This window comes from Micromonospora sp. NPDC049523, from assembly GCF_040676775.1.
Classification (GTDB): domain Bacteria; phylum Actinomycetota; class Actinomycetes; order Mycobacteriales; family Micromonosporaceae; genus Micromonospora_G.
On sequence record NZ_JBFAPP010000037.1, the window covers coordinates 20,963 to 42,101 of the forward strand.

Consider the following 21,139-nt stretch of genomic DNA (forward strand, 5'->3'; position numbering starts at 1 on the left):
ACGCACGCCAACCGCCCGGCCGGGAGCGAAGTCCCAGCCGGGCGGTTGATCCGCTAACTTGCGTCAGGCGGGCGCGACAGCGCGTGACCTGCGCATGGTGAGTACGTACTCCACCAGCGAGATCAGCACGTGCTTGGTCGACTCGCGGTTACGCGCGTCGCAAGCCACCACCGGGACATCGCTCGAGATGGCGAGCGCGTCCCGCACGTCCTGCGGGTCGTGGTACTGCATTCCGTCGAAGCAGTTGATGGCCACCAGGTACGGCAGCCGCCGATGCTCGAAGAAGTCGATCGCCGCGAAGCAGTCGGCCAATCGACGGGTGTCCACCAGCACCACCGCCCCGATCGCGCCCCGTACCAGTTCGTCCCACATGAACCAGAAACGTGTCTGGCCCGGGGTACCGAACAGGTAGAGGATCAGGTCTCGGTCGATCGAGATACGACCGAAGTCCATGGCGACCGTGGTGGTCGTCTTTCCCGGCACCTGTCGCGTGTCATCGACGCCGACGCCGGCGGACGTCATGATCGCCTCGGTGGTCAACGGCGTGATCTCCGAGACCGAGCCGACCAGCGTCGTCTTGCCGACGCCAAACCCACCGGCGATGACGATCTTCGCCGATGTCACGCGCCCGGGCATCGGGCGGTGCGACATGTCAGAGCCTGCGAAGTCCACTCAGCACCCTCTCCAGCAGTTCAGTGCCCACCGCGTCGTTAGAGTCGTCCAGGATTGTCGGTTCATGCACCGCGACCAGGCCTTCGGCGGCCATGTCAGCGATGAGGACCCGGGCCACTCCGAGCGGTAGCTGCATCCGCGCCGCGATTTCCGCGAGCGACTGCAGCTGACCGTCACACAGCGCGGCGATGTATTGGTGCTCCCGACCCTGGCCGCCGTTGCCGTTACCGGCGGACCGGCCGCGCACCGTCGTTTCGACCAGTGCCTCCAGGGCGATGTTGAGCCTCGGCCGGGTCCGTCCACGGGTGACGGCGTATGGCCTGACGAGCGCGCCAGTCGGCTCGTCGCGTTCAGCCATCATCGCCGTTCACCCCCTTCTTGTCCTGTCCGTGACCCGAGCCCGTGGAGCTCGTCGTTCTATCGTTGCCGTCGCACCCGTTGACCGGGTGGCCGACCGGCGGCACTCCTAGCCCAGCATCCCCGCCGCGGCGCGCGGCGCGGGCGTGAGCGCGTCTCCCACCCGGTCGACGAGCAGTGCCATTTCGTACCCGACCTGTCCCACGTCGCTGTTGCGAGCGGCGAGCACCGCGAACGAGGAACCGTCCGAGATGGACATGAGGAACAGGAAGCCATTGTCCATCTCGACCACGGTTTGCAAAACCGCGCCACCCTCGAAACAGCGTGCCGCACCCTGGGTGAGGCTGACCAGTCCGGACGCGATGGCGGCGAGCTGGTCGGCCCGGTCACGCGGAAGGTCCCGTGACGACGCGAGGAGCAGACCGTCCGCGGAGACGGCGATCGCGTGCGCGACGCCCGGCACCCGGTCGGCGAAGTTGGCAAGCAGCCAACCGAGATCCTGCGTAGATGTCATGCTTCATGCTCCTTCTGACCGCTCCCGGCCGCGGGGCCTAAGCCGGCCTGCGGGGATTGCTGACCTCCCGGAGTCCCTTCCGGGTTGGTCGACGGGTCTTCCGAGGTACGACCGCGCTGCACACCCCGGTGGTACGCGGACAGCAGGCCACGTACCGCCTCCGGTGTCCGGCGCTGCACCGAGACGCTCGGCTTTTCTACCCCGCCGGGTACCAACTGTGCCATCGGCACCCGCTTGGGCAGACCCTTCTGGGTGGTTTCGGCGACCGGCACGTCGGTAGCCGCTGACGCGGCACGCCAGCCGTCGTCGGCGGCCGTCTGCCAGCCACCCACCGGCGAGCCTCCCGGCCGGCCGGCGCCGTTGCCGTAACCGACCGATCCCGCTGTCGTCTCCGTCGCCGCACCCGTGGCGCGGCTCGCCGCGGCGGAAACCGCGGGAGCTGCCATCGCCGGGCTGGCCGGAGCATTGACGGAACCGTTCTGGGCCGTGCTCCGGGCGGCGTCGGCCGTGACGTACTGGCCGTTGCCCGCCGGGGCGGCGCTGTCGCCGGAACTGGTCTCGTCGTTGACCGTGCGCCGGGTACGGAACCAGGCGGACTCCAACTCACGGAAGATCGGCAGTTCCATGGTCTCGTCGGCGAACCTCGGCCGGGCTTCGACCGCCGCCGCCGAGGGCACCGTGATCGGTGGCTCGACCGGGGGACGTACGACCCGGGGCAGTTCGGCCGTCATGTCCAGTGCTGCCGCCAGCCGCTCCGGCACCGAGGGCGCGGGCACCTCCCGGTCGGCGGCACTGACCGGCGGCCAGGCCGGCGGGGCGCCCGCGGCGGGTACGGCGGGCTGTGCCGGCTGCGGGGGCGCGGACACCGGCGGGGCGGAGACCGGAGGAGCGGAAATCGGCGGGGCCGACACCGGCGGCAGGGCGGGTGGTGCCAGTCCGGCGCTGGCCGGTCGGGCTTCCGGGTTGGCCGGGAGCTGTCGGGGGATGTTCGGTGCCGGCGTACCGGTCGGTTCCCCTTCGCTGCCCGGCTCGGTCACCCGGCGCTGCGGCAGCGGGTCGACGCCGTGCCCGTTGGACGGACGCGGGTTGAACCCGTCGCTGCCACTGCCGGCCTTCGCGCCGGTGAGGTCGGACCAGGCCGGCATTCCGCGCCCGGCACCGTTGCCGCGGGCGGCTCCGTTACCGAACCCGCCACCGTTGCTGCCCACACCGGAACCGTTGCCGAGGCCGGATCCGCTGGTGCCGAGCCCGCCACCGTTGAACGCGGCCGGCTCGAAGGGGCGGCCCGCCGAACCGAAGTCGCGCTCCGGCGTCCGCTGTGCCGGCGGGATCGCGCTGCTCTCCAGGGCCAGCGGGGGGCCGAAGTTCGGCCGCTGGGTCGGCGGCTGCTGGGCCGGGGTGGTGTAACCACCGGACTGCTGAGCCCGACCGGACAGTGCCCGCGGGACCAGCACCGAGGTCGGCATGGTGACGTCGGCGACGGTGCCCCGGTCGGAGCCGGGTCGCAGTTCGACCTTGACTCCGTGCCGGGCGGCCAGTCGGGCGACCACGACCAGACCCATCATCCGGGAGACCGCGACGTCCACCTGGGGTGGCGTGGCGAGTCGCTCGTTGAGCTCGTAGAGCTGGTCGGCGGTGATGCCGATGCCGCGGTCCTCGACGTAGAGCGACGCGCGGTCGCCGACCCGCCGGGCCTCGACCATGACCTGCGAGTCGGGCGGCGAGAAGGCGGTGGCGTTGTCGAAGAGCTCGGCGACCAGGTGGACCAGGTCGTTGACGGCGTGCGCGGCGACCTCGATGTCGCGGTCGACCACCCCGAACTCGATCCGGGTGTAGTGCTCGACCTCGGACTGCGCGGCCCGCAGCACGTCGATCAGGGCTGCCGGCTCCCGCTGTACACGGGTGGAGTCCGCACCGGCGAGCACCAGCAGGTTCTCGTCGTTACGACGCATCCGGGTGGCGAGGTGGTCGAGCTGGAACAGCTCGGCCAACCGGTCCGGGTCCTCTTCACCGCGCTCCAGCCGGTCCAGGTGACCGATCAGCCGGTCGACCAGGATCTGCGAACGACGGGCCAGGTTGACGAACATCGTCGCGACCGAGGAACGGAGCGCGGCCTGTTCCGCCGCGGTCCGGACGGCTTCGAGGTGGACCGCGTTGAAGGCCTCGGTCACCTGTCCGAACTCGTCCTTGCCGCGTACCGGCAGGGGTTCGGCGATCTGGTTGGCGAGCTGCACCGGCGACATCTGGGCCGACAGCGCCGGGTCACGCAGCCGGGCGACCGCCTGCGGCAGGCCGTACTGGGCGATCGAGAGCGCGCCGTGGCGCAGTTCGCGCAGCGACCGGGCCATCGAGCGGGCCACGATCCAGGCGAACAGGATGGCCAACAGCAGCGTGGCGAGCAGCAGCGTGGTTTCGACGAAGACCTGCTGGCGTACGTCGTCGCGGATCTCCGTCGCGCGGTTGACCGCGTCGGTGTCGAGGCGTGCCTCGACCGTACGGATCAGCTTCGCGTTGCCGACCATCGCCGCGTCCCACTTGTCCGCGTCGAAGGGGGCGTCCGACATGTCGTCGTTGGTCTTGCCCCGGATGTAACCGCTGTAGTTGTCCGCCTCGCGCTGGTCGGAACCGGCCACCGTCTGCTCGTAGAACTCCGCCTCGGACCGGGTGGCGACCGACTGGAAGGACTGCAGCGCCTGCTGCTGTCCGGTCTCGGTGGCGATGTAGTCGGTGCGCAGTACCGGGGTCAGCTCGTTCTGGATCAGGGCCCGGTGCACCACGACCCGGCGCACGGAGAGGAACTCCTTGGCCCGGGAGGTCGCGGTGGCGGCCCGCATCCGCTCGCTCAGCGCGCTGTCGCCGGCAAGCTGGGAGGCCGAGTCGCGGATGTCGAGCAGGTCGCTGATCAGGCCCTCGTACGACTGCGAGGCGTCGGTGAGCTTCAGCTTGGCGTTGACCACCTGGCTGCGGGTGCCCGGCAGGTCGGCCAGGCTCCGGTCGATCCGGTTGAGCAGGCCGTTGAAGTTGGCCGGCAGGTCGTCGAGCTCGCCGCGCTGCTCGGAGTAGGGGCCCTTGGCGTCGTCGACCCGGGGGTGCACCTTGGTGAAGGCGTCCTGGTACTTCGTCTTCGCGTCCTGGTTCGGCGCGCCGAGCAGCAGTACGGCGGCGGCCCGCTCGTCCTGCAGGCCGTCGACCAGTGCACCGGAGGTCTGGGCCAGGTTGGCTAGGGTGCGTGCCCGTTCCGCGTTGTTGTAGGTCTGCAGGTGGTCGATGAGCCCGGTCGTGCCGACCACGATGGTGGCGAGCGTCGGCACGATCATGATGATGCCGAGCTTGGACCAGATCGGCATGTCACGGAGCCGGCCCATTGGCCGGCGGAGACGCGACAGGAAAGAGTTCGCCGTGTTCGGCCGCTTGCTCACGTCACCGCCCTCCCTTTTCGGCGCCCGCGCGTTGCAGCGGGCACCGCCCATCGACCGACCCGGGCGGGTCGGACCTCCGAGATTCCATCACGACACAAGTCAAAGAGAAAGCCCAGGTTGTCCGTCGCGGACCGTGTGATGGGATGTTCATGCAATTTGCTAGCAATCCGTCTGCTGGGAGTAACTCAAAGTAATGAGATCCTCTGTCGGAGTGGTGCTGCTCGCTGGACCTTCGGGCTCCGGAAAGTCGTACATCGCCCGTCGCACCGGGCTTCCCGTGCTCTCCCTCGACGATTTCTACAAGGACGGTGACGACCCTACGCTGCCGCGTCGGACCGGTCTTGTGGACTGGGAGTCACCACAGGCCTGGGACTCCTCCGGGGCCGTGGCGGCGATTGCCGCGCTGGTCCGGAACGGCAGTGCCGAAGTGCCGGTTTACGCGATCGGCGCGGACCGGCGGGTGGACAGTCGGACATTCGATCTAGCCGGATCGCCACTCTTTATCGCCGAAGGGATTTTTGCTGCCGAGATAGTACCCGAATGCCGTCGACTCGGGTTGCTCGCCGGAGCGTACACGTTGCGGCGCCCGCGCGGCGCGACGTTCTTTCGTCGGCTGGTGCGTGACCTCAGCGAACGGCGTAAGGCACCGGGGCTGCTGGTTCGTCGGGGAATCGCGCTCGCCCGTACCGAGCCCGCGGTGCTGCGCCGGCAGACCGGTCTCGGCTGTCAGCCGGCGCGCGGCGGTCAGGTCGTCCGACGGGTGGCTGCCCTGCACCACGCCGCGACCGGCAACAGCACGGCCACCAGCGACAGCACTGCCACCGACGGCGGGAGCGCGGTCGGCAGCGGCGCCGCGGTCGGCAACACCGGCCGTACGGGGTGACGCCGTAGCGGATCAGGCAAGCAGCTTGGCGTACGCCGGTTTGATCACCTCGTTGATGATCGCCAATCGCTCGTCGAACGGGATGAACGCGCTCTTCATCGCATTGATCGTGAACCACTGCAGCTCGGCCCAGCCATATCCGAACGCCTCCGCCAGCAGCAGCATCTCCCGCGACATCGAGGTGCCGCTCATCAACCGGTTGTCGGTGTTGACGGTGGCCCGGAAGCGCAGATCCCGCAGCAGCCCGATAGGGTGCTCCGCGATGGACCGCACCGCACCGGTCTGTACGTTCGACGACGGGCAGAGTTCCAGCGGGATGCGCTTGTCCCGCACGTACGCGGCGAGCCGGCCGAGCACCGGTTCGGTGCCCGCGGTGATGTCGTCGACGATCCGTACGCCGTGCCCGAGCCGGTCGGCGCCGCACCACTGGATCGCCTGCCAGATCGACGGCAGCCCGAACGCCTCACCCGCGTGGATGGTGAAGTGGAAGTTCTCCCGCTGGAGGTACTCGAAGGCGTCCAGGTGCCGGGTGGGCGGGAAGCCCGCCTCGGCGCCGGCGATGTCGAAGCCCACCACGCCACTGTCCCGGAAGCGGACCGCCAGCTCGGCGATCTCCTGCGACCGGGCGGCGTGCCGCATGGCGGTGAGCAGGGTGCCGATCCGGATGCTGTGGCCGGCCGCCGCCGCGGCCTCGGTGCCCTCGGCGAAGCCGGCAACCGTCGCCTCGACCACCTCGTCCAGGCTCAGGCCCTGCTCCAGGTGCTGCTCCGGGGCGAACCGGATCTCGGCGTAGACGACGCCGTCGGCGGCCAGGTCCAGCGCGCACTCGGCGGCGACCCGGCGCAGCGCGTCGGCGGTCTGCATCACGGCGACGGTGTGCGCGAACGTCTCCAGGTACCGCTCCAGCGACCCGGAGTCGGCGGCGGTGACGAACCACAAGCCCAGCTCGGTCGGATCGGTGCTGGGCAGCGGGTGCCCGATCGTGTCGGCCAGCTCGATGATGGTCGCCGGCCGCAGCCCGCCGTCCAGGTGGTCGTGCAGGAGCGCCTTGGGTGCCTTGACGATGTCTTCGTATGCGATTGCCACCATGACAAGACCCTAGTGCTCCGCCGGCCGGCGGTGCCGGGGACCGGGGGTCGGCGCGTCACGGGGGTCGGCGACCGCCGATCGGGCACCGCCTAGGCTGGCGGGAGTGAGTCCCGATCCGTTGCGGTTCCTGCGCTGCCCGCTCTGCGGTCGGCCGCTCACCGCGGTCGACACGGGGACCGCGCGGGCGCTGCGCTGTCCGCGTGGGCACAGCTTCGACCTGGCCCGCCAGGGGTACGTGAACCTGCTGGCCGGCCGCGCACCGCACACCGGGGACAGCCCGGAGATGGTCGACGCGCGGGTGGAGTTCCTCGGCGCGGGCCACTACGACATGATCTCCGCTGCCCTGGCCGAGGCGGCCGCCACCACCATGGGCTCGACCACCCGCACCGGGGCTCCGACCGGGAGCACCGATGGCGCGTACCCGGGTCTGGTCGTCGACGCCGGGGCCGGGACCGGGTGGCACCTGGCCGCGGTGCTCGACGCGGTCCCGGACACGGTCGGGCTGGCCCTGGACGTCTCCAAGCCGGCGCTGCGCCGGGCCGCCCGCGCCCATCCCCGCGCGGCGGCCGCGCTCTGTGACACCTGGGCCGGCCTACCCCTGGCCGACGCGTCGACCGCGCTGCTGCTCAACGTCTTCGCCCCGCGCAACGGGCCGGAGTTCCGCCGGGTGCTCCGGCCCGATGGTGCCCTGCTCGTGGTCACCCCGGCGAACGACCACCTCGCCGAGCTGGTCGACCGGCTCGACCTGCTGCGGGTCGACCCGACCAAGTCCGACCGGGTCGCGGGCAGCCTGGCCGGCGAGTTCGACCTGGTGCACCGGAGCCGGCACACCCACCCGATGCGGCTGCACCGGCGTGAGGTGGCCACCCTGGTGGGCATGGGGCCGAGCGCCTGGCACGTCGACGGGGCCCGGCTCGCCGCCCGGATCGAGGCGCTGCCGGAGCCGGTGACGGTCACCGCCAGCGTCGAACTCGGCCACTACCGGCCGCGCTGAGGCCGGGCGCGGTCAGGTCGACAGGTCGACTTCCTCCCAGCCGGCCGGCGGGTCGTGGTACGGCCCGCGCAGGATGACCGCCCACTCCAGCGCCCACCGGCGCTGACCGATCGCGTTCGCGTCGATCAGGCTCGGATGTGTGCCGCCGAGCCGCTCCAGTTCCAGGTGCCCCCAGTCGAGGCAGTAGTAGAAGTCGAGCAGGGCGGCGACCTCGACCGCGTCCCTGGGCGCGACCAGGGTGCGCGAGCGCCACTGGGTGAAGGTCTCCCCCGCCACCAGGTTCGGCAGCATGTCCATCAGCCGCTCGTCGGTCGGCTCCGACGGGTCGAGGTGCTTGGTCAGCCCGAGCACCCAGGCGAGGGCGAAGACCGCGTCGTGGTGCAGTACGAACGAGCGGTGGTCGCCCCGGCCGCCCATCACGAACTGCCACTCCGGCGGGGTGACGGTCTCGACCAGACGCGAGCCGAGCAGCCAGCTCATCCCGGCCTCCGCCGGCATGCCGAAGCAGCGGGCCATGACGACCTGCAGGACCGCCAGCCGGGCCTCGATCTCGGCCGTCGGGCGCAGTTCCACCTCGTCGCCCGGTTCCCAGACGAGCGGGAACTGGGCGGGCGGCAGCGGCAGCCCGAGGCGGCTCATCTCGTCGAGGTTGGCCGTTCGCACGGCCCGGGGGTCGGGAGCGGGTACGGTCACAGCTTCGTCCCTGCAAGTCTTCAGCGGCTCAGCGCCGGATGGTCCCCCTGGCCAGCGAGAATAGCGGCTCGGGGGCGCCTACACCATGCCGCCCCGCCGGTCGTACCGGGCGGGCTGGCCGAACGGCTCACCGGTCAGCCGATCCGCTCGATGACCAGTGGCGGCCGTACCGGTGCGGCGTCGGTGACGGTGACCGCGGCAGCGGCCGTGGCGAGTGCCGCGGGGATCCGGGAAGCCGTGTCGGCGCGCAGTTCGTAGAGCACGTCACCGGCGCGTACCCGGTCGCCGGGACGCTTGTGCAGCAGTACGCCCGCGCCTGCGCTGACCGGGTCTTCCTTGCGGGCCCGGCCGGCGCCGAGCTGCCAGGCGGCCACCCCGACGGTGTACGCGTCCACTGTCGACACGTACCCGTCCTGGTCGGCGCGGACCAGCTCGGTCTCGTTCGCCACCGGCAGGGGCGCGTCCGGGTCGCCGCCCTGCGCCCGGATCATGGCCCGCCAGGAGTCCATCGCCCGACCGTCGCGCAGCGCCGGCTCGGGGTCGACGTCGGTCAGCCCGGCCGCGTCGAGCATCTCCCGGGCGAGCGCGAGGGTCAGCTCCACCACGTCGGCGGGTCCGCCACCGGCCAGCACCTCGACCGATTCGGTCACCTCGACGGCGTTGCCGACCGCCAGGCCCAGCGGGGTGGACATCTCGGTGAGCAGGGCGACGGTGCGTACGCCGTGCGCGGTGCCGAGTTCGACCATGGTGCGGGCGAGTTCACGGGCGTCGTCGACGGACTTCATGAACGCGCCGCTGCCGACCTTCACGTCGAGCACCAGGGCACCGGTCCCCTCGGCGATCTTCTTGCTCATGATCGAGCTGGCGATCAGCGGGATCGCCTCGACCGTGCCGGTGACGTCGCGCAGCGCGTACAGCTTGCGGTCGGCCGGGGCCAGGTGGTCGCCGGCCGCGCAGATGACCGCACCGGTGGAGGCGAGCTGGTCGATGAACTCGTCGTTGCTCAGCGCGGCCCGCCAGCCGGGGATCGACTCCAGCTTGTCCAGGGTGCCGCCGGTGTGGCCGAGGCCCCGACCGGAAAGCTGCGGTACGGCTGCGCCGCAGGCGGCGACGAGCGGCGTCAACGGCAGCGTGATCTTGTCACCGACGCCGCCGGTCGAGTGCTTGTCCACGGTCGGGCGGCGTACGCCGGACAGGTCGAGCCGCTCCCCGCTCGCGATCATCGCGGCGGTCCACCGGGCGATCTCCGCGGGTGTCATGCCGCGCAGCAGGATGGCCATGGCGAGCGCCGACATCTGCTCGTCCGCGACCAGCCCCCGGGTGTACGCGTCGACCACCCAGTCGATCTGCCCGTCGCTGAGCACCCCGCCGTCCCGCTTGGTCCGGATCACCTCGACCGCACTGAACGTGCTCATGAGCCTTCCACCCTGCCTTGTGAGAGAGATCGGATCTGGCCACGCCGGGTTCGGTCCGGCGCGCACCACTTGAGTTGCCGGGTCAGTCGGTGTCGGAGCCGGGCCAGCGGACGGGGATCTCCATCGGCGGTTCGCCCTCGCCGGCCCAGTAGAGGGTGCCGGCCGCGTCGACCACCACCACCCGGGGCGTACGGGCGTGACCCCAGGCGACCGCGTCGTCCGGGTCGTCCCAGCTCGGTGCCTCCTCCAGCACCCCGGTGGGTTCGTCACCGTCGTCACCCGCGGACCGCTCCCAGTAGCCGGTCCAGACCTGCTGGCCGCCGGAGACGTCCGGGTGGACGAAGACGGTGCCCCGACCCCGCCAGGCGGCGAGGCGTTCCGGCACGGTCGGCAGCACCGGCGGCGCGACGACCGCTTCGAGGTCCGCCACGTCGAACGCGTGCGGCAGCAGTTCGTCCATCCGCAGCGGCCGGGGGTACGCCTCGACAAGGCATTCCGGTCCGCCGTGTTCCCAGAGCAGTTGCCGGCACCGGCCGCAGGGCATCAGTGGCTCGCCGGTGGCGTCGACGCAGGAGAGGGCGACCAGCCGGCCGCCACCGGTGACGTGCAGCGCGGAGATCACCCCGCACTCGGCGCAGAGCGTCACGCCGTACGCGGCGTTCTCCACGTTGCAGCCGACCACCACCCGGCCGTCGTCGACCAGCCCGGCCGCGCCGACCGGGAAGTTCGAATACCGGGCGTACGCGTGCCGCATGGCCTCGGTCGCGGCGGCCCGTAGCTGCACCCAGTCGATCTCCATAGTCACGTCCCCATCCTGCCCCGCCGCTGGTCAGACCCGCCAACCGGCCGGCGCTGCGCGCTTGCGCGTGTCCGCTCAGCCCTTGATGTAGGGCTTGCCGTCCGCGGCCGGTGCACGGACCCGGCCGACCAGCCCGGCGACGGCCAGGATGGTGGCGAGGTACGGCAGCATCGCCAGGAAGTCGCTGGGGATGACGCTGTTGATCGCGCTCAGGTACGTGCCGAGCTGGTCTGCGAAGCCGAAGAAGAGCGCGGCGAGCAGAGCCCCGGTCGGGCTCCACCGGCCGAAGATCAGCGCGGCCAGGGCGATGAAGCCCTTACCGCCGATCATGTTCTTGCTGAAGGTGTAGAGCGCCAGCGTGTACGAGGCGCCCCCGATCCCGGCTACCGCACCGGCGAGCAGCACGTTGCGGTAGCGCAGCCGGAGCACCCGTACGCCGAGGGTGTCGGCGGCGGTCGGGTGTTCGCCCACCGAGCGGGTACGCAGCCCCCAGCGGGTCCGGAACAGGCCGAAGTGGATCACCAGTACCAGGACCAGCGCCAGGTACAGGAAGATGTTGCTCTCGAAGATCGCCGGCCCGATCACCGGGATCTCCGACAACAGCGGGATCGACCAGTTGCCGAAGTGCGGCGGCTGGTTGTACGTGGCCGCGTCGGTCTGCATCAGCCGCTCGTAGAGGAACCCGGTCAGGCCGACCGCGAGCAGGTTCAACACGATCCCCATGACCACCTGGTCGACCAGGTAGCGGATGGCGAAGACGGCGAGCAGCAGCGAGATGAACGCGCCGCCGATGGCCGCCGCGACCAGCCCGACCCAGACGCTGCCGGTGAGCGACCCGAAGAGGGCACCGGCGAAGGCGCCCATCAGCAACTGGCCCTCGATCGCCACGTTCACCACGCCGGAGCGTTCGCAGAGCACCCCGGCCAGCGCGCCGAAGATCAGCGGCAGGGCCAGCAGGAAGGTGTTCCGGACGATGTTGACCAGGGGCATGAAGTTCTGCCCCGCGGGTGCGGCCGAGACCTGCCAGCAGAGGAAGGAGAGGACGAAGCCGACCACGCCGATGCCGAGCAGCAGCGTGAACCAGCGCTTCGGCACGCCGAAGAGCAGTCCGCCGCCGGCCGCCGCGGCGATCAGCCCGAACAGGATGGCGCCGGCCGTACCGTTGATCTCCAGTGCGGCACCAGCCGCGTCCTCGCTGAGGGTGAACCGGGCCAGCTCGCCGGTGGCGAGCGCCCCGAAGGCGATCGCCGCGGCCAGGCCGAAGGCGAGCAGCCCGAGGCCGATTCGCCGGTTACGGGTCCAGAACCCCTGGTGTACGGGGGCCAGAGCGACATCCCCCACTGCCATCGTGGACATCGACTACCAGCCCTTCGCCAGGCTCGTCTGCAATCTGGCGGCTCGCGCGGCGCGGAGCTGGAAGATCGCCTTAATCAGGGCGGGTGCGGCGATGAAGATGACGATCAGTGCCTGCAGCACGGTCACCAGCTCCAGCGAGATCCCGGCGTACGACTGCATCCGGTTACCGCCGGCCTGCAACGCGCCGAACAGCAGCGCGGCGAGCAGCACGCCCCAGGGCTTCACCCGCCCGAGCAGCGCCACCAGGATGCCGTCGAAGCCGATCTGTGCCACCACCAGTGGGGTGAGCGCGCTGGCCGTGGAGCCGACCACCATGTTCGCCCCACCGAGCCCGGCCAGCGCCCCGGAGATCACCATGAGCAGCACGTACGTCTTGGTGACGCTGATGCCGGCGGTCCGGGCGGCGTCCGGGTTGGCCCCGACCGCGCGCAACTCGAAGCCGAACGTGGACCGGTTGAGCAGCCAGGCGACAACCCCGGTGGCGACCACCGCGAGCAGGATGCCGGCGTGCACCCGCAGGTCGCTGCCGAGCAGCCGGGGCAGTTGGGCCGACGAGTCGACCGGGCGGCTGATCGCGTCGGTCCGGTTCGGGTCGTGTACGACCTTCTGCAGGATCACCCAGGAGAGCAGGTAGACGGCGACGTAGTTGAGCATGATCGTGTTGATCACCTCGTGTGCGCCGGTACGTGCCTTCAGGAAGCCCGGGATGAAGCCCCAGATCGCCCCGCCGAGCGCACCCGCGACCAGCGCCACGATCAGGTGGATCACCGGCGGCAGCGGAATCAGGAAGCCGGCCAGCGCGGCCACGATCACGCCCAGTGTGGCCTGGCCCTGTGCGCCGATGTTGAACAGCCCGCCGCGGAACGCCAGCGCCACCGCCAGCCCGGTGAAGACCAGCGGCGCGGTGTACGTGAGCGTCTCGGAGATCGGCGCGAAGACCAGTTCCCAGCCGTTCGTGCCGTTGATCCAGCCCTGTACGGCCGCCGGGTCGAACACCGCTCCCTTGAACAGATTGGCGTACGCCTCGCTGACCACGGACCAGCTGGAGTTCAGCGCGTCCTGCGGCCGGGCGGTGATGTAGCTGTAGGTGTGCAGCACGTCCGGGTCGGAAATGATGATCAGGATCGCGCCGATCACCGTCGCCAGCACGATGGCCAGCAGTGTCACGGTGACGGTGTTGGCCGCCCAGAGGTTCTGCAGGAAGCTGCGCAGCAGGACCGGACCGCGGCCGGGCGGGGTGGCGGGCTCTTCGCCCGTACCCGGCTTCGGCGGGTCGGCGTTCGCGGCCGCGGACCGCGCGGCCCGTGCCTGGTCCGCCGGATCCTTGTCCGGCGACGCCCCACCAGCCAACTCGCTCATGCCGACGCCTCGCTTCGCTCGCCGCCGTCACGAGGCCCCATTGCGCTGAGCCCCATGATTCGCTCGCTCCGCTCGCTCATGCCGACGCCTCGCTTCGCTCGCCGCCGTCACGAGGCCCCATTGCGCTGAGCCCCATGATTCGCTCGCTCCGCTCGCTCATGCCGTTTCCTCGTCCGCAGGGGTGCTGCCGGGAGTCGGGGTGGCCGACTCGTCGGTGATCCCGGCCATCAGCAGCCCGATCTCCTCGCGGGGGGTGTCCGGGCCGACGATGCCGAGAATCCGGCCGCGGTACATCACCGCGATCCGGTCGGCCAGGCCGATCACCTCGTCCAACTCGCTGGAGATCAACAATACGGCGGTGCCGATGTCCCGCTCGCGCACTATTCGCTGGTGGATGAACTCGATCGAGCCGACGTCGACGCCGCGGGTCGGTTGCGCGGCGACGAAGAGCTTCAGTGGGCGGGACAGTTCCCGGGCCACGATGACCTTCTGCTGGTTGCCGCCGGAGAGCGTGCCGACGGCCGCGTCCGCGCTGGGCGTACGGACGTCGAACTGCTCGATCCGCTCGGCCGCCGACCGGGCGATCTCGTCCGGCCGTAGCCGCAGCCCGGCCCCGAACGGCGGCTGGTCGTAGATGTCCAGCACCAGGTTCTCGGCGACGCTGAACTCCTTGACCAACCCGTCGACGCTACGGTCCTCGGGCACGTAGCCGACCCCGGCGCGGAGCACCTTCTTGGTGGTCCAGCCGTCGATCCGCTGGCCGACCAGGCTCACCGAGCCGGCCAGCACCGGCCGCAGGCCCATGATCGCCTCGACCAGTTCGGTCTGCCCGTTGCCCTGCACCCCGGCGATGCCGAGCACCTCACCGGCGCGCACGGTCAGGTCGACGCCGTCCACCGCCCGGTAGGCGCGCTCGTCGTCGACGACCAGCCCTTCGATCTCCAGCACCGGTTCGCCCGGATCGGCCGGACCCTTGTCGACCAGCAGGTTGACCGTACGGCCGACCATCTGGGCGGCCAGTTCGTCCTCGCTGGCCTGCGGGCTCGCCGTACCGACGGTCCGGCCGCGCCGGATCACCGTGATCCGGTCGGCGATCGCCTTGACTTCCTTCAGTTTGTGCGTGATGAACACGATCGACTTGCCGGACTCCTTGAGCGCCCGCATCACCGCGAGCAACTCGTCGGTCTCCTGCGGGGTGAGCACCGCGGTCGGCTCGTCCAGGATCAACAGGTCGACGTCACGGGTCAGCGCCTTGACGATCTCGACCCGCTGCTGCACGCCGACCGGCAGGTCCTCGATCACCGCGTCCGGGTCCACCCGCAGGTTGTAGCGGGCGGAGACCTCGGCGACCAGCTTGCGGGCACGCCGCTTGTCGAGGAAGCCGGCGATGCCGCCGCGTACCTGCTCGGCGCCGAGCATGACGTTCTCGGTGACGGTGAAGACCGGCACCAACATGAAGTGCTGGTGCACCATGCCGATCCCGGCGCCGATGGCGTCCGCCGGCCCCTTGATCCGCAGTGGGGCGCCGTCGACCAGGATCTCGCCCTCGTCGGGCTGGATCAGGCCGTACAGCACGTTCATCAGAGTGGACTTGCCCGCGCCGTTCTCTCCGAGAAGCGCGTGGATCTCTCCGGGCTCAACCGTCAGATCGATGTGGTCGTTGGCGACCAGGTCACCGAACCGCTTGGTGATGCCGCGCAGTTCGAGTCTCAGCGCAACCTCCTGGAGTGCGGGCGATGGTGCAGCCTAGCCGCCACCGGGGCGGGGCGGGAGGGGGAACGGGTCAGCGGTGTCGACCCGTTCGGCCGACGGCTGAGGATGGTACGGCGCCTGCCTGAACGTACGCTCAGGGGCTGTCCCGGCCGGGTGCGGCCGGGCGTGGCGCGACACGGCCGCTCCGGCGTCCGGGGTGCTACCCCGAATGCCGGAGCGGCCGGCTGTTGCTGCTGGGGTGAACCGGCCACCGGAGGCGATGTTCTCACCCTCGGCGGCCGGTTCGACGTCACTTCGGCTGGGCCGGGGAGGTGACGGTGATGGTGCCGGCGGCGATGTCCGCCTTCAGCTTGTCGACCTCGGCCTTCAGCTCGGCCGGAACCTTGCTGTCGAAGTCGTGGTACGGGGCCAGCTCGACGCCGTTGTTGGCGAGCGTGCCGGTGAAGCCCGGGTCGTGCGCGAGCTTCTCGCCCTTGGCCGCCTTGGTCACGGCGTCCCGGACCACGTCCGGGATGTTCTTGACCACGGTGGTGACCAGGGCCGGGCAGTTCGGCGTGCTCTCGCAGCCGTCGACGTCGACCCAGATCGCGTTGAACTTGCCACCGGACGCCTGCGCGGCGGCGGTGGTGCCCTGACCGGCGCCACCGGCGACCGGCATGACGATGTCCGCGCCCTGGGCGACCAGGGTGTCGCTGACCTTCTTGCCCTCGTCCTGCTTGACGAAGTCGTTGGTGAACGACCCGTCCTGGGTGGCCTTGTTCCAGCCGAGGACCTGGACCGTCTTGCCCTTGACCTTGTTGTACTGGGCCACACCGTCGGCGAAGCCGTCCATGAAGATGGTCACCGGCGGGATCTTCATGCCGCCGTAGGTGCCCACCTTGCCGGTCTTGCTCATGCCCGCGGCGACGTAGCCGGCGAGGAACGCGGCCTGCGCGGTGTCGAACTGCATCGGGTAGACGTTGCTCTCCGGGAGCTTCGCGTCGACGATGCCGAACTGCTGGTCCGGGTTCGCCTTCGCGATCTTGGAGGTGGCGTCACCCATCAAACCGCCGACCGCGAGGATGAAGTCGCAGTCCTGGTTGACGTACTGGGTCAGGTTGGGCTCGTAGTCGGCCTCGGCCTTCGAGGCGACGTACTTGATGTCGATGTTGCTGTCCGCCGCCTTGGCCTCCTGCAGGCCCTTCCAGGCGGAGGTGTTGAACGACTTGTCGTCGATGCCACCAACGTCGGTCACCATGCACGCGTTGTACTTCTTGGCGGCGGCGTCAGTGCCACCGCTCTCGCTCGGCGCCTCGCCGCAGGCGGCGACGCCCAACGCGAGCCCACCAACCGCGAATACCGAAACGATCCGCATCCCACGCACTGAGCGCAAGACGGTCTCCTTCCCCATGCACACCGACTCGCGGTGGCAGCCCAAAAGCCGGCCTGCACCTTGCACCCGGCGTCCCACGTTAGGACGGGAGCGTACGCCCGCGCCCACCCACCGGCCGACAATCGTGCCCGACTGTTGAGTTGCTGTTACCCTCACGTAACTCTCTCGTGGTCGAAATCACTCTCAGTGCTGGTACGTGAACGACCACAACTACCTAAACGGACACTAAGGGGAGTTTTCCCTGCTCAGAGCCGTATCCCTGGGTGACTAAGCGGGAACGTTTGGCCAAGTTCCGCGTTAATAACAATTCCTCAGGCTACCGAATTCGACAGTATTCGGTTCTTCTCCGTGTCGGCGGGGGCGCTTTCGGTGATCGCGATCGCCGCCCGCCCGATCACCGCCAGTAACAGCCCGAGTACGGCGTAACCGGCAAGGATCGACAGCGGTGCACCGGCACCGGCACCGTCGAAGAAGGCGGCCGAGCGAAGCAGGTTGGCGCCGGCACCGACCGGGAGCCACTGACCGAGGTCTCCCCACGGCTGGGGCAGCAGTTCGGGTGCGGCGGCCACCGCGCCGAGCGAGTTGCCGACCAGGAAGAGCAGGAACGCGCCGAGCCCGATCCCGGCCCGGCCGAGCAGTGCGCCGAGCCCGGTCACCATGGCAGCGGTCGCCAGCGCGAACAGCCCGATGGTCGCGGCATCGGACAGGTAGTCGCCGGGCAGCACGCCGAGCCAGCCCTGGAGCACGGCGGCACCGGCCAGGCCGGCCAGCACCCCGTACGCCACCAGGCCGGCGAGCCGGGCAGGCCGATTGGCGGCGAGCAGGGCGAGCAGCGCCCCGGCCAGCACGCTGACCAGCGCGAGCGGCAGGAAGCCGGCCGCGAAGCCGGTGCCGCGTGGGTCGTCCGGGTCGGCCGGCACCACCTCGACCACCTTTACCGGTGCGCCGCCAGCGCGGGCGACCTCGGTGAGCAGGGTGGCCACCGTGGGACTCGCACCGGGGGCGGTGTGCAGGGTCAACCCGTCCGGGCTGGGGACGAAGACGCCGTACACCTCGCGGTCGCGCAGCGCGCGGTCGCCCGCCGCCGGGTCGGGCAGCGTACGCAGGTCGAAAGCGCCGGGCTGGGCGGCGGCGAGCCGGGCGGCGAACGCCTCGGCGGCGGGCGCCGGCCCGGCGACGGCGATCGGCAGGTCGCGCGGCGCCAGGTTCGCCGCCGGTGCCGCGAACAGGGGTACGAGCAGCGCCTGCAGGACCACCGCCACGGCGGCGAGCAGGACTGCGACGACGATCGGTGACCTGGTCCGCCGGTCTGGCTGAGCCATCTCCCTCTCCTTAAAACGAGCGCTCGTTCTCTTTAACCTCAGCGTGCCATCGACTCGAATCAGTCGTCAAGAACGAACCCTCGTTTTATTATTTGTGGCATGCCTCGCGTCTCCGACGAACACCTCGCCGCCCGCCGCCAGCAGATCCTCGACGCAGCCCGGCGCTGCTTCCTGCGCAACGGCTTCCACAACACGTCCATGCAGGACGTGATCAGCGAGGCCGGACTCTCGGTCGGTGCGGTGTACCGCTACTTCAAGAGCAAGAACGAGCTCATCACCTCGATCGCGGAGACCGTGATCAACAGTGCCGACCAGCTCTTCGTCGAGATCACCAAGCACGACCCGCCACTGCCCCTGGTCGCCGCGATGGACCGCGCACTGATCTTCGTCGACGGGCAGACCGGGCCGGACGGCATGCTCCGCATCGCCATCCAGGTCTGGGCCGAGTCACTGCGCGACCCCGCGCTGGCCGAGTTCGTGGACGAGAAGTACACCGGGTTCCGCAACCACTTCGTGGCCCTCGCCGAGCGGGCCCGCGACGCCGGTGAACTGCCGTCCGACACCGACTCCGAGGCCATGGGCGCGGCCCTGTTCGGCCTGATCCCCGGCTACTTCCTCCAGCGCATCCTGGCCGACGGCCCGGACCGGGAGACCTACCTCGCGGGCGTACGGGCGCTGCTGGCGGCGACACCGGCACGTGGCTGACCCGCCCGGGGTTCGAACCGCCGCCGGTCGGGTATGCCGGCGCTAACCTGGTCGTCCGTTGTGCCCCGCGCCGACGGGCGACTGGGGTTATGCCGTCAGCCGCTCAGGTTGCCCAGTTTGTCGGCGATCCGGGCCATGCCCGCCCGCAGTTCCTCCGGACTCGGCGCCGGTCGCGCCTCCGCGTGCTGCTGCACCGTCTCCGGGCCGGGCTCGTCGTCGAGCAGGTCCTCGTAGTCGCCGTAGATGTCGGCGTCCTCGGTCTGCACCGCGTCGTCCTCGGCCGCGATCCGCGAGGCCGCGATCTCGCCGCGGATCTCGTCCGCGCTCAGTCGCGGCAGCAGCGGTTCGACCACCGCCATCAGGTCCTCGTCGGCCACCACCGATTCGGCCAGGGCGAGCGCGTGCGGTCGTTCGTACGGGCCGCAGACCACCGGCTCCCACTCGTCGTCGTCGCCCAACGGGCCGAACGTGATGATCCACGGCAGATCGTGGATCGGCGAGTCGTCCGGCAGTTCCAGCGTCACTAGTGCGCCCACGCGAATCATCATCGCGGCCGATTGACCGTCTCGTGGGTATTTGCCCGAATTGCCCTAACTCGGGGTAGTGATCGTTCTCGCGGACCGACACCCCACCCCGGGCGAAACCGACGGGAGATCAGCCCGGCGGTCGCCTCAGCTCAAGCAGCGACAACCGCCGGGGGCCCATCGGGTGCGCGCACCCGCGAACCGGTCGACGGCAGGCATCGGCCCAGCTCACGAGATGATCGCGAACACCGGGACAGCATGCCACCAAGTGGATCTTCGCTACAAGAGGCTGCGACAATCTCACTCAGCGTATAGGCGTGCGGCGATAGGACGGCCCGCGCGGAGGAACCGCCGACGGCTCAGCGGGGCGGACCGGGCGGCAACGGGTCGTCGGCCGCGAGGTCGATCACCCGCCCCCGGCGACTGGTCGCCGCCAGCGCCGCGCCGAAGAGCAGCAACTGGTTCAACAGGTACAGGTAGACCAGCAGGCCGACCGTACCGGCGACCGCGGTGTACGCCAGGTTCCGCTCGAACCGGATCACGTAGTAGCGGCCGACCGAGTTCAGCAGGGTCACTCCCAGCGCGACCAGCAGCACCGGCGAGAACAGCCGGCGCGGGGTGATCCGCAGCCGCGGCACCGCCAACATCAGCGCCGTGGCCAGCACCATGTTGATCACTACGGCCAGCAGCCAACTGGTGATCGAGACCAGGACCGAGTGCGAACCGAACACCATCCGGAACAGCGACTGCAGGGTGTCCACCGCGCCGACCGAGATGCCCAGCAGCAGGAACACACCGAGCACCACCACCAGGTCGATCAGTTGCCGGATCACCACGTAACCGGGCTGCTGGTTGAGCCGGTAGATCAGGCGCTGCGACGAGCGGATCGCCTCCACCCAGCCGACCCCGGTGATCACCAACAGGACCAGGCCGATGATGCCGACCCGACGGGCACCCTGCTGGATCTGTTCCGGGTCGAGGAACGGCAGGTTCTGCCGGAAGAAGTGCTCCGCTCCGGAACTGACCTGGGCGCTCTCACCCAGGATGGTGCCGAAGATCCAGTACGCCACCAGGCCGAGCGCGAACACGGCGAAGAAACCGTAGTACGCGATCCCCGCGGCGAGCCGTCCGCCGAGCACCTCGACGTACCGGCCGACCGCACGGCAGAAGTGGTCGAACACCGGCGAGCGGTCACGCCACGCCTGCACCCGCCGCTCGGCGCGCGATACCACCCGATCCAGGACGTTCACGCCGTCATCCTCGCCGATCCGGCGGCTTTCGGCGCGTCGGGCGCGCAACGAGATCGGACCGTACGCCCAGCGCGGGTCCGCACGGGGCCTCAGCCGCCCAGCAGGTAGTCCCGACGCGGCTGCCAGCGCGCCGCACCACTGTGCGAGAAGAGGGTGAACTTGCGTACCTCGAACCGGGCGGAGAAGCCGGCCAGGTCCTCGTACACCCGGTCCAACGCCTCGGCGGCGACGTCGTGCGCCACCGTGACGTGCGGGTGGTACGGGAAACGGGTGTCCCGGACCAGCCCCGGCGCCCCGTTGATCGCCTCGGCCAGCAGTTCGCACTCGCTGATCCCGGCCGCCACCGCGACGAAGACGACCTCGGTGATCGGCCGGAACGTGCCGGTTCCCCGCAGATGCAGGGTGTACGGCTGATGGTCGGCGGCCACCTTGTCCAGGTGCGCCTCCACCGCCGGCAGGTAGTCCAACGGGATCTCGGTCGGCCCGAGCAGGGTCAGGTGCGCCGGCACGTACGCCGCCTGCGGGTCACCCGCCTCGGCCCGGCGTCGGGTGAGCAAGGCACCCCACGGTTGCGGGATGTCCACCGCGACCCCGATCCGGGTCGAGGCGACCCCGGTCTGCTGCGACCCGTCCGTCCGAATCACGCTCCGCTCTGCCCACCGGCCGGCGAGACACGCCGGCCGACCCTCAACGTCGCCGGGTC

Annotated in this window: 19 protein-coding genes; 3 read left to right on the top strand and 16 right to left on the bottom strand. The window is 70.3% G+C overall.

The window, feature by feature from the left end; translation table 11 throughout:
* Positions 1 to 63 precede the first annotated feature (63 nt).
* The 4 genes from AB0J90_RS33815 to AB0J90_RS33830 all read right to left on the bottom strand — a co-directional run bounded on the left by AB0J90_RS33815 (position 64) and on the right by AB0J90_RS33830 (position 4,962).
* The gene (locus AB0J90_RS33815; RefSeq protein ID WP_326563144.1) at positions 64 to 651 is read right to left on the bottom strand and encodes an ATP/GTP-binding protein; all 588 of its coding nucleotides are present in this window, start codon (positions 649 to 651) and stop codon (positions 64 to 66) included.
* A 1-nt stretch (position 652) separates the two neighbouring features.
* Entirely contained in the window at positions 653 to 1,030 is a 378-nt protein-coding gene (locus AB0J90_RS33820; protein ID WP_326563143.1) for a DUF742 domain-containing protein, read from the bottom strand.
* A gap of 108 nt (positions 1,031 to 1,138) precedes the next feature.
* Positions 1,139 to 1,543 carry a roadblock/LC7 domain-containing protein gene (locus tag AB0J90_RS33825; protein WP_121157211.1) on the bottom strand — a complete coding sequence of 135 codons (405 nt, stop codon included), beginning with the start codon at positions 1,541 to 1,543 and terminating at the stop codon, positions 1,139 to 1,141.
* Positions 1,540 to 4,962, bottom strand: a complete 3,423-nt coding sequence (locus AB0J90_RS33830) for a nitrate- and nitrite sensing domain-containing protein (protein WP_363603076.1) — start codon at positions 4,960 to 4,962, stop codon at positions 1,540 to 1,542. The genes AB0J90_RS33825 and AB0J90_RS33830 overlap by 4 nt, the downstream gene beginning before the upstream one ends.
* A gap of 616 nt (positions 4,963 to 5,578) precedes the next feature.
* Between AB0J90_RS33830 and AB0J90_RS33835 the strand changes: the two genes are divergently transcribed.
* Positions 5,579 to 5,845, top strand: a complete 267-nt coding sequence (locus AB0J90_RS33835) for a hypothetical protein (protein WP_363603078.1) — start codon at positions 5,579 to 5,581, stop codon at positions 5,843 to 5,845.
* Positions 5,846 to 5,857: 12 nt separating this feature from the next.
* Here AB0J90_RS33835 and AB0J90_RS33840 read toward each other — a convergent pair whose 3' ends face one another.
* A complete protein-coding gene (locus AB0J90_RS33840; protein WP_363603080.1) occupies positions 5,858 to 6,934 on the bottom strand; it encodes an adenosine deaminase in 1,077 nt (358 codons plus the stop codon).
* 118 nt (positions 6,935 to 7,052) lie between these two features.
* Between AB0J90_RS33840 and AB0J90_RS33845 the strand changes: the two genes are divergently transcribed.
* Entirely contained in the window at positions 7,053 to 7,928 is an 876-nt protein-coding gene (locus tag AB0J90_RS33845; RefSeq protein ID WP_363603105.1) for a putative RNA methyltransferase, read from the top strand.
* A 12-nt stretch (positions 7,929 to 7,940) separates the two neighbouring features.
* Here AB0J90_RS33845 and AB0J90_RS33850 read toward each other — a convergent pair whose 3' ends face one another.
* The 8 genes from AB0J90_RS33850 to AB0J90_RS33885 all read right to left on the bottom strand — a co-directional run bounded on the left by AB0J90_RS33850 (position 7,941) and on the right by AB0J90_RS33885 (position 17,957).
* Positions 7,941 to 8,567, bottom strand: coding sequence for a DUF4272 domain-containing protein (locus AB0J90_RS33850; RefSeq protein ID WP_363603107.1), 627 nt, complete (start codon positions 8,565 to 8,567; stop codon positions 7,941 to 7,943).
* A 188-nt stretch (positions 8,568 to 8,755) separates the two neighbouring features.
* Positions 8,756 to 10,036: a thymidine phosphorylase gene (locus tag AB0J90_RS33855; protein WP_363603082.1), complete on the bottom strand. Its 1,281-nt coding sequence runs from the start codon at positions 10,034 to 10,036 to the stop codon at positions 8,756 to 8,758.
* Between the two features lie 82 nt (positions 10,037 to 10,118).
* Complete coding sequence (locus tag AB0J90_RS33860) at positions 10,119 to 10,835, bottom strand: cytidine deaminase (protein WP_363603109.1); 717 nt, start codon at positions 10,833 to 10,835, stop codon at positions 10,119 to 10,121.
* A gap of 75 nt (positions 10,836 to 10,910) precedes the next feature.
* Positions 10,911 to 12,191: an ABC transporter permease gene (locus AB0J90_RS33865; protein ID WP_363603083.1), complete on the bottom strand. Its 1,281-nt coding sequence runs from the start codon at positions 12,189 to 12,191 to the stop codon at positions 10,911 to 10,913.
* Positions 12,192 to 12,194: 3 nt separating this feature from the next.
* Complete coding sequence (locus tag AB0J90_RS33870) at positions 12,195 to 13,550, bottom strand: ABC transporter permease (RefSeq protein ID WP_363603085.1); 1,356 nt, start codon at positions 13,548 to 13,550, stop codon at positions 12,195 to 12,197.
* 156 nt (positions 13,551 to 13,706) lie between these two features.
* Positions 13,707 to 15,263, bottom strand: coding sequence for an ABC transporter ATP-binding protein (locus AB0J90_RS33875; protein WP_363603111.1), 1,557 nt, complete (start codon positions 15,261 to 15,263; stop codon positions 13,707 to 13,709).
* 289 nt (positions 15,264 to 15,552) lie between these two features.
* A complete protein-coding gene (locus AB0J90_RS33880) occupies positions 15,553 to 16,617 on the bottom strand; it encodes a BMP family ABC transporter substrate-binding protein (RefSeq protein WP_326563139.1) in 1,065 nt (354 codons plus the stop codon).
* 329 nt (positions 16,618 to 16,946) lie between these two features.
* Positions 16,947 to 17,957: a hypothetical protein gene (locus AB0J90_RS33885; protein ID WP_363603087.1), complete on the bottom strand. Its 1,011-nt coding sequence runs from the start codon at positions 17,955 to 17,957 to the stop codon at positions 16,947 to 16,949.
* Positions 17,958 to 18,056: 99 nt separating this feature from the next.
* Between AB0J90_RS33885 and AB0J90_RS33890 the strand changes: the two genes are divergently transcribed.
* Positions 18,057 to 18,662, top strand: a complete 606-nt coding sequence (locus AB0J90_RS33890; protein WP_363603089.1) for a TetR/AcrR family transcriptional regulator — start codon at positions 18,057 to 18,059, stop codon at positions 18,660 to 18,662.
* Between the two features lie 95 nt (positions 18,663 to 18,757).
* Here AB0J90_RS33890 and AB0J90_RS33895 read toward each other — a convergent pair whose 3' ends face one another.
* The 3 genes from AB0J90_RS33895 to AB0J90_RS33905 form a co-directional block, all read right to left on the bottom strand.
* A complete protein-coding gene (locus AB0J90_RS33895) occupies positions 18,758 to 19,198 on the bottom strand; it encodes a hypothetical protein (protein WP_363603091.1) in 441 nt (146 codons plus the stop codon).
* Positions 19,199 to 19,545: 347 nt separating this feature from the next.
* A complete protein-coding gene (locus AB0J90_RS33900) occupies positions 19,546 to 20,436 on the bottom strand; it encodes a YihY/virulence factor BrkB family protein (protein WP_363603093.1) in 891 nt (296 codons plus the stop codon).
* Positions 20,437 to 20,525: 89 nt separating this feature from the next.
* The gene (locus AB0J90_RS33905) at positions 20,526 to 21,080 is read right to left on the bottom strand and encodes a 2'-5' RNA ligase family protein (RefSeq protein ID WP_363603095.1); all 555 of its coding nucleotides are present in this window, start codon (positions 21,078 to 21,080) and stop codon (positions 20,526 to 20,528) included.
* Positions 21,081 to 21,139 lie beyond the last annotated feature (59 nt).

What these genes read in the sequence shown, in the direction of transcription:
- AB0J90_RS33815 (WP_326563144.1), bottom strand. Translation starts at nt 651, where the DNA reads ATGTCGCACCGCCCGATGCCCGGGCGCGTGACATCGGCGAAGATCGTC.
- AB0J90_RS33880 (WP_326563139.1), bottom strand. Translation starts at nt 16,617, where the DNA reads ATGCGGATCGTTTCGGTATTCGCGGTTGGTGGGCTCGCGTTGGGCGTC.
- AB0J90_RS33870 (WP_363603085.1), bottom strand. Translation starts at nt 13,550, where the DNA reads ATGAGCGAGTTGGCTGGTGGGGCGTCGCCGGACAAGGATCCGGCGGAC.
- AB0J90_RS33855 (WP_363603082.1), bottom strand. Translation starts at nt 10,036, where the DNA reads ATGAGCACGTTCAGTGCGGTCGAGGTGATCCGGACCAAGCGGGACGGC.
- AB0J90_RS33840 (WP_363603080.1), bottom strand. Translation starts at nt 6,934, where the DNA reads ATGGTGGCAATCGCATACGAAGACATCGTCAAGGCACCCAAGGCGCTC.
- AB0J90_RS33825 (WP_121157211.1), bottom strand. Translation starts at nt 1,543, where the DNA reads ATGACATCTACGCAGGATCTCGGTTGGCTGCTTGCCAACTTCGCCGAC.
- AB0J90_RS33820 (WP_326563143.1), bottom strand. Translation starts at nt 1,030, where the DNA reads ATGGCTGAACGCGACGAGCCGACTGGCGCGCTCGTCAGGCCATACGCC.
- AB0J90_RS33850 (WP_363603107.1), bottom strand. Translation starts at nt 8,567, where the DNA reads ATGAGCCGCCTCGGGCTGCCGCTGCCGCCCGCCCAGTTCCCGCTCGTC.
- AB0J90_RS33890 (WP_363603089.1), top strand. Translation starts at nt 18,057, where the DNA reads ATGCCTCGCGTCTCCGACGAACACCTCGCCGCCCGCCGCCAGCAGATC.
- AB0J90_RS33860 (WP_363603109.1), bottom strand. Translation starts at nt 10,835, where the DNA reads ATGGAGATCGACTGGGTGCAGCTACGGGCCGCCGCGACCGAGGCCATG.
- AB0J90_RS33865 (WP_363603083.1), bottom strand. Translation starts at nt 12,191, where the DNA reads ATGTCCACGATGGCAGTGGGGGATGTCGCTCTGGCCCCCGTACACCAG.
- AB0J90_RS33885 (WP_363603087.1), bottom strand. Translation starts at nt 17,957, where the DNA reads ATGGCTCAGCCAGACCGGCGGACCAGGTCACCGATCGTCGTCGCAGTC.